This is a genomic window from Elusimicrobiota bacterium, assembly GCA_041658405.1.
GTDB lineage: Bacteria > Elusimicrobiota > UBA5214 > JBBAAG01 > JBBAAG01 > JBBAAG01.
The window spans coordinates 1-14,876 of the sequence record JBBAAG010000013.1 but is presented as its reverse complement, the minus strand read 5'-3'; the positions used below and the strand labels follow the sequence as shown (position 1 = coordinate 14,876).

The following is a 14,876-nucleotide window of genomic DNA, read 5'->3' as shown; positions in this document are numbered from 1 at the left end:
AAAACCGATGAAATTAATTAAGAAAAATGTTAGGTTTGTAGCAACAACGGTTGGGATTGTTGTATGCGCGTGTGCGCTGGTGTCGGCTAATATTATGGTGTCAGACGTTAAGATGTCTAACGAGAATGTTAGTATCGCACAGGGCACAACTATTATGTTTACCCTGAATGAACCGGCAACAGTGTATGTGCGTGTGATGGACACCACGGAAACTGTGTTGTACCGCAAATTATGGGAAGCGCGGTATGAAACAACCCGCGGGCAAAAAAGTGTTGTATGGAACGGGTTGGATGATAGCGATGATCCTGTGAGTACCGGGACGTATAGGATTGTTATACGTGCAGGGTCAAATGCAAACACTAGCGCTAGGTTGCTCGGGCAGTATGCTACTGATAGTATGGATGGTACGTATAAATTTAACGGTATTTTTGTTAATAAAAATATCGGAGATACAAATTACGGGAAGGTGTTTGTTTCGGTAAAAACAAGTAATGGTATTACCGGTGCAAATGCGGATAGTGACCCGTTAACTCAGTCCGACGGTAAAGTTATGGTGTTCACTTCTACTACAGGGTATTGCACGCAGTTAGCTGCGCCAACAACGATCTGGGGCGGTATTTATGGCGGTGGATGGGATGACGACGGGCCAATAAAACCGGTGATTGACAGCGAGGGGTATATTTACGTTGCGGATTGGTTCCAGGGTGGAACGGGTACTTCACCGAATGCGTGGCCGTCAGAAGTGCAGAATCAGATAGTGTACCGTTACAACCCGGATGGTACTAATCCCGTAGCGGTTTTGTCCTATCAGGAAAATAATTCTGGAACATTTAAGAATTTTACGGTTATTGGCAGTAGTAACACAAAAAAAATTGTTACTGCTGCGGTGCAGCGCGGGCGTGTAGAGATCTATAACGTTTTTGATGGAATACGATGGACGAGTCCGAGGGTGGACGGTACGGTGATAACTAGTGTTGTTAATATAGCGGACCAGTTAAAAGATGTAGCTGTGGACAGTAATAATAATTATTATGTTGTGTATATGTCTACAACATTAGGTAGTAAGGTTGTTGAGAAGTATGATATTAACGGTATATCTCAATGGTCTAAAACTACTGCGGATTTTGATGCTGTATACGCTACACGTGAAGGAGTTGGGTGTGTATTGGATATTTATTCCAGTACTTCGACTAAGATATTGTATATAAACAAAGGCGGGTATATAGTTAAACTCAACGCGGATACTGGTGCGGTTATTGGATTGACGTACGTATCTTATGCGGAGATAGATATGGATGTGGATACCAGCGGGAATTTGTATGTTTGTTCTCATGGTTCAGCTGGTAAGGGGTGGTGGAAAATTATTGGCCCTGATGGAGATAATTTTTATGTTACTACTGGTAAAAGCGTGTACTTCCTCGCAACAACTACCTCTCCGGTAAGTGCAAATGTTGTTATATCCCAAAATCCCGTGGGTACAAATGATACAGTTGAAGGTAATGCCGGGGCGGTTATCGCAAACGCGGTTGTTGAAGTTTATAGTAAGATTGACCTTACTTCCGCATCGTTGGTGGTAAGTACGGTTGCTGCGTCGAACGGTAGTTTCGGGCCGTTAAGTATAGGGGATAATCTGTATGATAATGTGTGGGTAGTAGCGTATATGCCGGGTTGGGCGAAAAGCGGGAAGGTATTGCTGAGAAATGATATTGTTTCTCCGGAATCTGTACCATTAAATGTTTCTGTAAAAGTGTCAAGTACAACCGACGGGCTGGTAGTTACCTGGTCTAAGGATAGTAATGCTGCGATGTATAATATTTACCGTGCAACTTATGTTTTCACATCAGTTGCTGGGATGGTGTGCTCCACAACAACAGCAGGCCTTAACTGGACGGATATCGGGATTGAAAGCGGGAAGAGTTATCTTTATGCTGTTACATCGCTGGATACTGCAGGGAATGAGGATAAAACTAAGTGTTCAGTCGTATCTAAAGGGATGTTGATTTTGTCAACCGCGGATTTTGCGGTTACCAGCGCTGATACTAATGGGACACAGGTTGTGGGATTGAATATCGCAAACGGTGATCTCTCAGCGAAGTATTCTGTAGTGGTTAGTACTTTCACTTCTTCCAGTCTTGCTGTGAATGATGCTAATGATACTGTAAGAAATGATTCGCGGTATAAGACTAATACAGGGATTATTACAGCCATGAATTATTTTGATATTACATTTAAGGATTATAACGGTAATGCTGTATCGCAGCCATGTGCGTCCGGGAAGACTGTTACAATGACTGTCAAGTATACACAAGAATTCGAGGCGGCAATATCGGGTATCATAGATGAAAGTACTCTTAAATTGGTACATCTCGACTCTCTTAACCGCGTGTGGGAGCCTGTGTATACATCAGTTGTGGATACCGTGAATAATACGGTAACCGCTGAGGTTTCACAGTTCTCAGTGTTCTCTGTGCTGCCGTGTTACGGGTTGGCAAGTACGGTGAAGTCTAATCTTAACAATGCAACGGTGTATCCTAATCCGTACATTAATGCAGATTCAGTAAAGAAGAGTATTATCTTCACAAACCTTACGACGACTTGTAAGATTTATATTTATGATATTTCCGGTACGCTTGTGTGGTGGGGTGAGGAAACTAATGGTGACGGATACTATGAATGGAATGTTAAGAATGACGATGGGCAGGAAGTTATGCCGGGGTTGTACATATACTTATTGAAACACGGTAGCGAAAAAAAGGTTGGGAATTTAGCTGTGATCAGATAGTTGTTAAGGTATGAATTATATATTTAGTGGTGTATATAGGGTATAAACAAAAGTTGTGAGAGGAGGAGTAGGTAGAATGGCAAAGCAGAAAGTAGCAGGGTTGGCAGTAGCGGTGTGTTTAGCGGTGGCGGTGTCGTTATGTTATGGCGCAGGTGGTACCAGCGGTGCGGCATTCTTAAGCATTATCCCGGGTTCTCGCCCGGCGGGGATGGCCGGAGCGTTTACCGGTGCGGCAAATGACGTTAATTCAATATACTTCAACCCGGCGGGATTAGCGTTAGTTGAAAAAAAGGAAATTGGATTCACTCATAATATGTGGGTTAGTGGAATCAATTACGAATTTGTTGCCGGTGCTGTCCCGTTAGCAGGGATTGGTACTGTTGGTGCAGCGTTGAGTATGGCAAGCGCGCAGATTGATGAAACTAAGGAAGCAACGGATGGCGGGATTGATATCACCGGGAAAAAACTTAGTTACAGCGATATGGCTGTAACTGTTGGATTGGGACGCAAGATTAATGACGCGTTGCTGGTAGGGTTGAATGGTAAGATGGTATCTGAAACAATTTCATCAAAAGCGGGCTCAGCAATGGGTATTGATGCCGGAGTAACGTATATTATGAGCAAGGATATCATGATTGGCGCGGCATTACAGAACCTTGGGACTGCGATGAAACTTGATTCCGTAGAGGCTGGATTACCGATGACAGTTCGTGCGGGTGCGGCGTATAAGATGATGGAGAACGCATTGAATATTGTCGGGGATATTAATTATTTTATTAGTTCAGGCAAAATGAACATTCGCGCGGGTGCGGAATATATTTATCCTGTAAGCAAAGACATGGGTATCGCTGTGCGTGGCGGTTATCAAACAACTGAAGTAGTAGGCGCGGGATTAACATTTGGCGGCGGGATTGTTTATAAAATGGGTAATATGGATATTATAGCGGATCTTGCATATTGGCAGATGGGAGACCTTGGGAGCCCTATACGCGTATCGTTAAACGTTAAGTTATAATAAAACCGCAGTTAGCATTTAATATAGTTTTATTGTATTGTTATACCAACGGAGGTAAGATGGAGAAAAGTAATCTAGGGTTGGCAAAGTTAGGTATTGTCACAGTTTTTGCGTGCACATTTATTCTAACCGGCTGTATGGAATTTCAGAAAGCGAAGTGGCTGGAAGTAAGAGATGAATCGACTCTTGTAAAGTCGGATAAAGTTATCCCGATGAAGAATATGCCGGGGTTCCGCGTGCAGCTCGGGTCAATGCAAAGTTATGACGGTGCACAGGGTATGGGTAAGGCTGTGATGAATATCGTTCCCGGTGTAAAAGCGCATGTTATCACCGAAGGCGGATTGTATAAAGTGCGTATGGGTGATTGTAAGACTAAGGAAGAAGCTAGTAAGCTTAGGGATCAGTTTGTTAAACTTGGTTACACAGATTGCTGGATCGCATCTGATTCTATAGAAGTTCCGTTGGAAGCTGGGGAGGAAGTGCAGTTAAATCCTTCCAAATGGTCAGTTCAGATTTCAAGTACAAGGTTGAAAGAGTCTGCAGATACTATCAAAACAAAAGTTGCCGGTACGGGTATTACTGACCCTGTGTTTTCCACATTGGAAGGTGATTTATACAAGGTTCGTGTGGGGCAGTTTGATACGCGTGAACAAGCGGAAGCTATGCGCCAAAAAATGGTGGGGATCGGGTATACTGACGCGTGGTTACGCCAACCGTCTGCAGCAGCAGCGGGAACAACTGCGTCTGCTTCATCTACATCCAGCGGTGCGGGATTGAAGTATTCAGCAGAGCTTCTGGATAATATTAAGATCGGAATTTTAAAAGGCCGGCCGACGGTTACTGTGTATTCAAACGGCAAGTTTTCTTTCCTTGACAAAAACGGTGTTGTGATATCTTCGGCTGCGGCATGGGATATGTGGACTATAAAGATCAAAGGCGAAGGCGGGGCGGCAAAAACGGTCTTCCGTGCAGCACCTGCGTCGTATTCAAGTCAGGAAAATGCGGATACTGAAGCTAATAAAATTAAACAAATGATTACCGGTGTTCCTGTGTATGTAATATATGAATCACCATGGTATAAAGTTAGAGTCGGTGATGCAGCTACGCGGGAAGAAGCGGAAAAACTTAAAACACAGCTGGTAGCGTCAGGGTATGACCAAACATGGATACATCAGATGATAATTCCGCCAACCACAAAGTCGCAGTTGGAACTCGTTACTCCTGCGGAACAGTCGTTCGGCGTATTTGATGACCTCATCGCAATGAAATCTGAGGAAGAAGGAAAGTCAGTTGGTGTTGCGGGTAAGTTGTACCGCCGTAATCTTGAGATACGGATCGGGATGGACGGGTTGTTGTCGGTGATTAATCAACTGCCGATAGATGAGTATGTCAACGGTGTGGTGCCTGCTGAAATCGGGACTAATGCGCCGTTGGAAGCGCAAAAAGCGCAGGCAGTGGCTGCACGTACTGAAACATTGGCTAAATTGGGCCGCCATAAGACAGATGGATTTGATTTATGTTCAGAAGTGCATTGCCAGGCGTATGGCGGGTTGAGCCGCGAATCGGCTCCCACAAATGATGCAGTAGCACAAACTAAGGGTGAAGTTATTACATTCAATGGTAATCTTGCATCAACAGTATATTCCGCGGTATGCGGCGGGTTTATGGAAGATCCCGGTGCGGTATGGGGCGGCGGGTCGTCCGGGTATATGCTTGCAAAAGGTGATTTTGATGAAGCTTTGAATAAAGAATATAAGGTACCGTTATCTGAATCACAGTTTACGCAGTGGGTAAAGTCTAAACCCGAAGCGTATTGTATGAATGCAACACGGTATCGCTGGACAAAAGAGTTTAAGAAGTCCGAGCTTGAGGTATTGATTAATAAAACTATTCCTATTGGGACATTACAAGAGATTAAGCTTGGGGACCGCGGGCCGGCAGGGACACTTAGGTGGGTAGAAATTGTCGGGAGTAATACCAGTAAAAAAGTTGAGAAAGAGTATTCAATACGTATGGCGTTAGGCGGAGTGTTTGCGTTTAATACCGGTAAGTTTGTACTCGAAAAAGATAAAGACGCTGCGTCCGGTGAGGAAATTTATAGGTTTATCGGGTGTGGTTGGGGTCATGGAGTTGGAATGTGTCAAGAAGGCGCGATCGGGATGGGGAATAAGGGTAAAAAGTATAATGAGATACTTATGCATTACTTCCCGGGTACTGTGATCAAGAAAATTTATTGATATTATTATAAAGTACGAAAGGGGGAACCTTAGCTTTGAATAAAGGCATTAGGTTTAGAATTATTAGTTTGGTGTTCAGTATGATGTTATTATCGGTGCTTGCCGTGAATGGGCATACTTCTTCAATCAGCGGGGTGATAGGGTTTGGGGATAATCCTCAGTCAATATCGACGACAACTTTGATAAAGTTGTTGATGACAGGTACGACTGTTGAAGCAAGTTACGTTTATATTCAACCGGATAGGACATATAAACTAGAGAATTTGTTACCCGGTATTTATGATCTAAAAGTTATTTCCAGCGGGTATACTACCGGTACGCTTGAGTATATCGTGCTAAAATCAAACGAAGATAAAACTGGGGTGAGTATGACGCTTGTAAAACCGTCAAGCGATATTATTATTGACAGTAAAGATGCTGCGTGCGTAAATGGCGGGTTTGAAGATGAAACGTCATTCGCGGGAAGCGGGGTCTACTATGGCAGCGGGTATCATAGGTCTGGCGGCGGGGATGGTTCAAAAATAGTTACCTGGAACGTATCAATACCTGAAGCAGGGAATTATACTGTTTATTCATGGTGGATTGCAGGAACTAACCGCGCAACAGATGCACCATATCTTATAACTCACGCGGACGGTGTTTCTACATACTTAGCAAACCAGCAGGCGCTTAGTGGGCAATGGGTTAAGATGGGAACATTTAAGTTTAACGAAGGTATGACGACTATTGTTCAGACAAATAAAGCTAATGGCTATGTTATGGCGGATGCAGTTAAACTTACAAATGTAAGCCCCATTGTTCCGCCTGGTTCGCCTCAGGGGGTAGGGTCAAAAGCTGATAATGGGAAGATTGTACTAACCTGGAATCCGCCGCCGTCGGGGATTATCAGCGGGTATAAAGTGTATCGTTCCACTTACTCTACCGGAGCGGAAGCTAAAGCTAAGAAGTTTTATATGCCGATTGCTGTTGATATTATTGGTACCACTTGGACAGATGATTCTGTGAAGAACAATGCGTGGTGCTATTATGTTGTTACTGCAGTGGATACAAAGTACGTCGAGGGGTTGCCGTCTTATGAATGTAGTGAAATTATTACTATCTCCCCGGCAATTTCTATGAAAGCGTTTCCGAATAGGATTAATCCCGTTAATTCCGAAAAAGCGGCTATTAGATATAGTGTTAGTAGTATAGAAACTGGGAATATAACGGTTAGGATATATAACTTGAATGGTGAACTGGTACGCACACTTGAAAGTTTTCATCAGATTAATGGGAATACGGATTACACGTCTTTATGGGATGGAAAAAATGATTCCGGTGAATTTGTAAGCAGCGGAGTATATCTTGTGCATGTAGGGCTCGGGGGTTCAAAAAACATTCAGCGCGTAGTCGTAATCAGGTAAGTTAGGTAATTAATTAATCTCAAGAGGAGGAAGGTAGTAAAGATGAAAAAGTTTGTGGTTTTGTTAATGACAGTATGCATTACAATGGTTGTAGCGGGTGCTGCATTTTCCGCGGAAGGTACTACTGCAATGTCGTTTTTGAGGATTGGCGCCGGTGCGCGTGCGGCTGGTATGGGTGAAGCGTTTACTGCGCTTAGCGATGATGCCAGCGGGGTGTACTGGAATCCGGCAGGGATTGTGCATGTAAAAAAGATGGAAGTATCCGCAATGTACCTCAAATGGATCGGTGATCTTAACTACGAGTTTATAGGGTTCGTTATGCCGAAAGATAAAATGGCAATGGGGTTCGGGTTTTATCGGTTAGGGATGGAACCTTTTGCTGAAATTGATAGTTCCGGGAATGATACGGGTACCTCTTTGAGTTACAGCGGTATGGCATTTGCCGGGTCGTTTGGGATAGGGTTTAATAAAGCGTTGTCAGTTGGGGCAAACGCTAAACTTATTATGGAATCTTTAGTTGATAAAAGCGCAATGTCTATAGGCGTAGACGTCGGTGCGTTATACGCGATGAGTGATAGAATAAGGTTCGGAGCGAACTTGCATAATATCGGTACGCAGCTACAGTCGTTTGGCGAAACAAAAGAGGATTTGCCGGTAACTGTTAATATCGGCGCGTATTTCAAAGCTATGGAAAACTCTAAGAGTACGCTTAATGTGTTAGCCGAAGCTGTGCAGCCGTCTGAAGGTAAAACTAATTTCCGCATCGGTGGTGAGCTTTGGATGGGACAGAATATTGCGTTAAGATTGGGGTATAAAATTAATACCACGGATAGTTTTACGTTGGGGGGAAGTTTGTATATGGGTAAACTCAAGCTTGACCTCGCATATATTCCTTATGGAGACTGGGACGTAACATACCGTGCTGCGGTATCGTATGTATTCTGATTATAGTCTAATATTTAATAATAATTTAAGGAGGCGGCATGGGTGTAAGTAAAAAAGTTTGGGTTATAGGTATAGCAGCAGCCCTGATGCTTGCTGCAGTACCTATATGGGCTATCAGTGGTACTGATTATGAAAACTACGGTAGCAGCGATTATAAAGGGTATCCGCGTAAAGGTACCGATATTTATGACTGGTACGATTATTTCGGTGAAAAAATGCTGACCGGATACAACATCTATGAGTTTATTAATCTCGGGTCGGATGCTGCTAATGCTGATTCTTATCTTTATAAGAGTTATAGATACAACAGATGGTTGCAGGAACTTATTATGGTGGCGGATGAGTTTGAAGGAATGAAGCACCGGGTAATCATCGGGGATGAAATTAGGACTAAATTCGGGTCGTTTATGCTCGATAAAGCAGGGTTCAGCGGTATCCGCTGGGATATGAATAGTAAGTTTAACGACTGGAGTATTATAACTTCGCGGTTGTCTAACCCAATACTTGTGCCGAATGATGCGTGGAATGATCCTATCTATCAGGCAAATGAAGATGAGCCTGTGTACCTTCTCGGGATTTATGATGAATTAAAACTTTTTGGGCAAAAATTCGGGCTCGGGTATGTTAATTGTCATGTAGATAATAACATCCTTGGTGAGTCAACAATTTATGGTACCGGTACGGGGACAACAGGGTTGGGTATCATGGGTTTTGCTCTTTATGGCAACCTTCGCGGATTGAATTATCGTACGGAATATAACTCCAGCGGTGAGTATGTCAGCGGAAAACCGTCGGATAAAACTTATCCGGCATACCAGGCAAAAGCTGATACACAGCTTGGAAAGTTTAAGGTAAGCGGCAGTTATTATTACGTTGATCCCGGGTATACCACACAATTGAATCTTGCGCAAAGTAAGATCAAGACGCCGATTAATGGTTTTACAAATTCGTATAATTTGGTTGATGATAACGATGATAATGACCAGTACCCTGACGAACTTGACCAGATGTCATATTCACAATATCTTTCGAATAAGGTGTATTTCTTTAACTATTTAGACGGAGTGTTTCCGGGGCTGGATAAAAATAAGAACGGGATATCGGATTACAACGAAAACCGTAACGCCATACCTGACTATGAAGAAGATTTTTTGAGGTTCAGCGTTGACTCTCCGGATTTTGAGTTTGGTGATGATTTTAATAATAACGGTATTATTGATTACTTCGAAAATGATCAAAAACCGGATTATGATTATGCTCGTGACCGTATGGGTATGCGGTTGATTACTGATTACGCGCCAAGTAAAAATATGACGATTCGACTGGGCGGTGTTGTGGAGAATATGCCGTCTAACCCTGAAAAACGCGCGGATTCGGTTTATAGTACTTTGATCTATAACACGCGGGTGCCTAATATTATGGATGTGCAGTTGAAGTATTATATTAAACGCGTGCAGGATGCTATCCCTGATGATACCGTACAGTATTCTGTTAAGTATAATAAAAACGTGCGTGAAACGGTTTATACGGTATTGTCTGATAAACTGTCGGAACGCGATAGTTTAGTGAATACGCTGTTTTTGGATGTTAATTACAACAGGTTCAAGAATCTTGAGTTCGAGACAAAGCTTAAATACGAATCGAACCTGCAGGATATGTCGTCCTCCGTACAGAGACAGTCAAATTTTACAGGTGTAATTAACCGGTTAAGTTATACAACGCCGTTGTTGTTTAACCGTATAACTTTAACCCCGATGCTGAAAACACAGTATGAGCTTTATTTCGGGGATTCGGTTAAGCATGTAACCCAAAACGCATTGATTTTCCGTGCGGATTATAAGATGACGAACAAGACGCGGTGCGTGGCCGGGATGCAGTTCCTGCCGTATCGCGATTATGTTGATAAACAGGATTATGATAAAACAACGTACCTTTTCGAAGTTGTGAGCCAGGTGTTGTACTTGAAGTACCAGCTTGCAATGATCGCAGGGGTTAAACGCGAAGATTATCAGTGGCTTACTCCCGATGGAGTTCGTGATGTACGGGATTATATCTTTTTGACCGTATATATGGGCGGATAGTTGGTTTAATAAGTTATTTTTTATTGATAAAAAACAAAAACAATAAATTGGGAAACTTAGTTGTTCAAAAAAACTATATGCGCACAATGCTGTATTATTTATGCGGTAAGATTTATTGCCGCTATGGCGGCCTGCTGTAATTTTTGGTTTACTTTAAGTGTTTGTGCAAATGAGTATATAGAACCTGAAGATAGTTTTGAACTAACGGTTAGTACTGATGCATTGAATGTGTCTACCAGTTCTCTCGCAGAGATTCCTGTCATACAAAAAAAGTACCTGGTTATTACATATCCTGAACCTAAAGATGTTAAAGGCGTTCTTAGTTTAGCACAAATCAGGTATGCAGGATATACTATTCCCGGTGCTACGGTTACCCTGAATAATGTGCCGGTAAAAACTTTTCCAAACGGCGTGTTTGTCGGGTTGGTACAGCTTAAGCACGGGAAAAATGAGTTGGGGTTCAAGGCGGTAACCAGTAGCGGGGTTGCGGAGTATTCTCTTAACATTGTCCGTGCGCAAAAAAGGGGTGCAACACGCACCATACCGGTAAGTATTGAGAATGAGTTAATCCTTCCTAACGCAGAACAAACGTTAATACCTGGTGATATTCTGGAGGTAAGGTTTAAGGGTTCTCCCGGAGGAACCGCGGGGTTTGCAATCGAAGGGATTGAAGGGCGTGTAAAGATGGCGGAACTGTCCGGGTGGGGTAAAGATAAAACTCCGGGGGTTTATGTTGGGCATTATGTTGTCCAGCCGAAGGATAAAGTTCAGGATGCCGCTGTACGGTTTTATCTGTCCACAAAAAATGGGAGTGCTAATGCAAAGAGTAAATCTAAAGTCAGTTTTATGCCCGGGTATATTCTTACTGTTGGAAAAATTAAGTATTCCGGTGCAATGTTTTATGCTGATCCCCAGGCAAGCAGAAAGTTGTTTTATCCGCAGCCGGGGGATACTGTTGTTGCGATAAACGGAAAATATGGAAATTATTTTCGTGTGAGGTTGAGTAATACGGAAACCGCGTGGGTTAGGGTAAGGGATGTTGAGCTTCTGCCACAAGGTATGCCGCCGGAGAAAACTAATGTTTGGGGTATAAAAGTTTCTACCGGTTATGGCGAGTATACCAAGATATATTTTTCGTTGGATGCAAGGGTTCCGGTGAAACTTGATCAGGTGATGTACCCGTCAACACAGCTGGTATTGACTCTATACGGTGCGAATGTGGATACCGGATGGACAGCGGATTTTCTTGAGAATAAGTATGTTAAGAATATTAAAACTAATTATCGCGCGGATGATGTTGTTGAATTTGTGTTTGACCTTGACTCGCAACAGCATTGGGGTGCCGGGATGTATTACGAAGATACTTATCTTGTACTGCAGATAGAACATCCTCCAAAGGTGAAACTTGCGGGTGAGCGTGCATTGGAAGGATTGACGGTATTTGTTGATGCCGGGCATGGGGGACGTAACTTCGGGGCTATCGGGTCAGGAGGGTTAGTTGAGAAAGAGGTTAATCTCGCAATGTCGGAAGCTTTAGGGGTATACCTTGAAAAAGCAGGGGCTAAGGTTGTATATTCACGGTATGATAATGATACCGAACTTTCCTGGACAGAACGCGCTAATCTCGCAAAAAAAGCGGGTGCTGATATTTTTGTGTGTATGCACAATAATTCGGTACCCGAGAATTATGATCCGTTGAAGTCACAGGGCGCAGCGATGTTTTATGGGTATCCCGGGGATAAGGAACTCGCAAAAAACGTATTTGCGGAACTTGTTAAGATAGGGTTGAAACCGGCGTATTACGTGTATTGGAACCCCTTCATAACGCAAGCGTCTAATATGGTATGGGTGTTGGTGGAGGCTGCATTTTTGTCGTATCCCGATGATGAAGCTTTGTTGGCAGAACAGGGTTTTCGTAAAAAAATCGGACATGCGGTGTTTATGGGTATAAGTAATTTTGTTAAGAATGAGGCGGGGAAAAAATGATGGCGAAATCCGTGCGTTATATCGTAATAATGTTGGTAGCTGTGTCAGCAGTATTATCCGCCGTAGGTATACATGCAGCGGAGGACGGGGGGCAGTATAGTCCTGCTAGTGCATCAAAAAAAGTGTTGATATTGCCTTTGATAAATATAAGTGGTTATAACGGTAATTGGGATCTCGGGGAAGGGTTCAGGAAGTTATTGGCGGAACGGTTCGATACGTTAGTGAAATGGCAGCCGTTTGTGCCGTCACGGTATCAGCTTGATAAAATGAGAAAACAGGTTGTACGTGAAATCGCACCGGAAGCTAGCCGTACGGAACGGCTGGCAAAACTCGGGGAAAAGTTTGGCGCGGATTATGTTATGGATAACACTATAGACACTTTTTCAATCCGTAACTTTGGAATTGTACACCCTTCGTTTGGGGGGTATAGCGCGTATTCTGTTGATGCCGGGATTGAGGTTTTTATGGTGAATGTATCTTCCCCGGAAAATGTTTTTCAACAGCAGGTGAGGACACAAAAAATGAGTGAACATCAGATAGGGACGTTGTTTACCGACGGGCATTTATGGACAAAAGAGTTGGGGACAATGGAAGAGTTTGACGCGTTGAAAGATATGGCGTTTGGTTCTCCGCAGTGGAGAGAAACGCGGCTCGGTGTGCAGGTTATGAAGTTGACTGATAAAATTGTTAGTGTTACAACCGGGTATGCGGATCCTGTTGGGAACAGTGCAGTGGAAAGCGGTATAGTAAAGTAGCGGGTGGTTATGTATAAAAGGTTTAGTGTATTATTTACGGTTTTGCTCGTAATAACCTTGTTTGTTCCCACTTTACCTGCAGAGGATGTGAGGGTGGGGTTAACCTATGTTTCATCCGGGTTTTCAAATAATCTTTCTAATAAAACAATACTTTATCTCCGCGGGTCGCCCTCAACAACGGAGTATGAAATTGTTGATCTGTATACAGGGTATGTAATATTTACAGGTGCGGGTGTACAGAATGTGGAAGCGCGTAGCGGGTATATTTATGTTACAGGGAAGGGGCCGTATGCTAACCCCGTGATTATCCGCGCAAAAAATCCGGGGACAGAGTTTGTTTCAGTTGGATACAATAACTGGCAATTTAAGGTATACCGCGGAAGGTTTGAAGCGCGGGTTAGTAACGGGTATGTCAAACTTGTCAATATTGTAGACTTGGATGAATATATTTATGGCGTTGTACCTGTGGAAATAGGCGGGACGTCGCCCGTAGAGGCGTTGAAGGCGCAGGCGGTAGTTGCGAGAACGTTGGCAATTATAAGGCGTAATCTTAATATCCACCAGGCTGATGGGTTTGATGTCTGTGATCTTACCCATTGCCAGGTGTATGGCAGTCAGTATAGTAATAAAGGCGGGTATAGTGTTGAAACAACAAAATGCTGTGCCGCTGTAGACGATACTGCCGGAATATTGTTGTACTATAACGGCAGTCTCGTTAAAGATATGACCTACCACGGCCACTGCGGTGGAAAGGTTGCGAATATCGAAGATATCTGGGGTGGGTCTGCAAGCCCGTATCTAAAAGGCCTTGATGATAGTTCTAACGGAACAGTGTTTTGTGCGTGGGATTTTACGTATAACGCATGGGAGAAGAGTATTACACAAAGTGAACTTCAGTCTAAGTTAAAAGGAAACGCAAATACCGCGCCTGCAAATTCAGCGTCAACTCTAGCGGCTGACGGTATAAGTATCTCAGAATATGATTCTTCCGGCCGGGCAAAGTATATTACTATTAAATATGAAACTCCGGCGGAATCAAAAGTCGTGAGGGGTAACACTTTCCGCGGGGTTGTGGGGTATACATACCTCCCAAGTCATTTGATAACAGCGTTAACGTATTCTTCAGCTTCTGGAGTATATATTTTCAAGGGTAAAGGCAGTGGGCATGGTGCTGGGATGTGTCAGGACGGCGCCATCGGGATGGGTGACCACGGGTATACTTATAATCAGATACTCCAGCATTATTTTACGACTTCAATCAGTATTGTCGATAAGGGCGGCCCGAATATTCTGCATGTGCCTGTCACTCAGACAGTTGCAAAAAAACAGTTTATTGTTAGTGTTACTGCCACGGATAGAAGCGGTGTACAGTCGGTTGATGTGTATTACCGCACAGCAGGTAGGTTGGTGTATACCCAAAAAAAAGGGGTTAGCGTAGCGGTAAATGTGTATGAAGTAATCGTCGATAGCGGGGTGGTTACTACCGCCGGGGTGGAGTATTATATCAAAGTAGTGGATACCGCCGGTAATCTCGCGTATTCCGGGTCGGATACTGTGCCGTATAAAGTTAATGTCAACGATAGCGATACTGACCCGCCGTCAATCGTACATTCTGTTAATCAATATGCGTTTGAACAGACAACAATTACTGTTACCGCAAGTGTTAACGATG

9 protein-coding genes are annotated in these 14,876 nt (G+C 43.4%); all 9 read left to right on the top strand.

Features of this window, described 5'->3' with window-relative positions; genetic code table 11:
- Positions 1–7 precede the first annotated feature (7 nt).
- The gene (locus WC955_04055; GenBank protein MFA5858218.1) at positions 8–2,782 is read left to right on the top strand and encodes a T9SS type A sorting domain-containing protein; all 2,775 of its coding nucleotides are present in this window, start codon (positions 8–10) and stop codon (positions 2,780–2,782) included.
- 76 nt (positions 2,783–2,858) lie between these two features.
- Entirely contained in the window at positions 2,859–3,797 is a 939-nt protein-coding gene (locus WC955_04050) for a PorV/PorQ family protein (GenBank protein MFA5858217.1), read from the top strand.
- Positions 3,798–3,856: 59 nt separating this feature from the next.
- Positions 3,857–6,034: a SpoIID/LytB domain-containing protein gene (locus WC955_04045; protein MFA5858216.1), complete on the top strand. Its 2,178-nt coding sequence runs from the start codon at positions 3,857–3,859 to the stop codon at positions 6,032–6,034.
- A gap of 35 nt (positions 6,035–6,069) precedes the next feature.
- Complete coding sequence (locus WC955_04040) at positions 6,070–7,437, top strand: FlgD immunoglobulin-like domain containing protein (GenBank protein ID MFA5858215.1); 1,368 nt, start codon at positions 6,070–6,072, stop codon at positions 7,435–7,437.
- Between the two features lie 42 nt (positions 7,438–7,479).
- Positions 7,480–8,382, top strand: a complete 903-nt coding sequence (locus WC955_04035) for a PorV/PorQ family protein (GenBank protein MFA5858214.1) — start codon at positions 7,480–7,482, stop codon at positions 8,380–8,382.
- A gap of 38 nt (positions 8,383–8,420) precedes the next feature.
- Positions 8,421–10,463 (top strand): hypothetical protein, encoded by a 2,043-nt coding sequence (locus WC955_04030; protein MFA5858213.1) that lies wholly within the window; start codon positions 8,421–8,423, stop codon positions 10,461–10,463.
- Between the two features lie 123 nt (positions 10,464–10,586).
- On the top strand, positions 10,587–12,449 hold the full coding sequence (locus tag WC955_04025; protein ID MFA5858212.1) for an N-acetylmuramoyl-L-alanine amidase: 1,863 nt from the start codon (positions 10,587–10,589) through the stop codon (positions 12,447–12,449).
- Entirely contained in the window at positions 12,446–13,204 is a 759-nt protein-coding gene (locus WC955_04020; protein ID MFA5858211.1) for a hypothetical protein, read from the top strand. The genes WC955_04025 and WC955_04020 overlap by 4 nt, the downstream gene beginning before the upstream one ends.
- 9 nt (positions 13,205–13,213) lie before the next feature.
- Positions 13,214–14,876: SpoIID/LytB domain-containing protein (locus WC955_04015; GenBank protein ID MFA5858210.1), on the top strand; the 1,663-nt coding region annotated here is incomplete at its 3' end.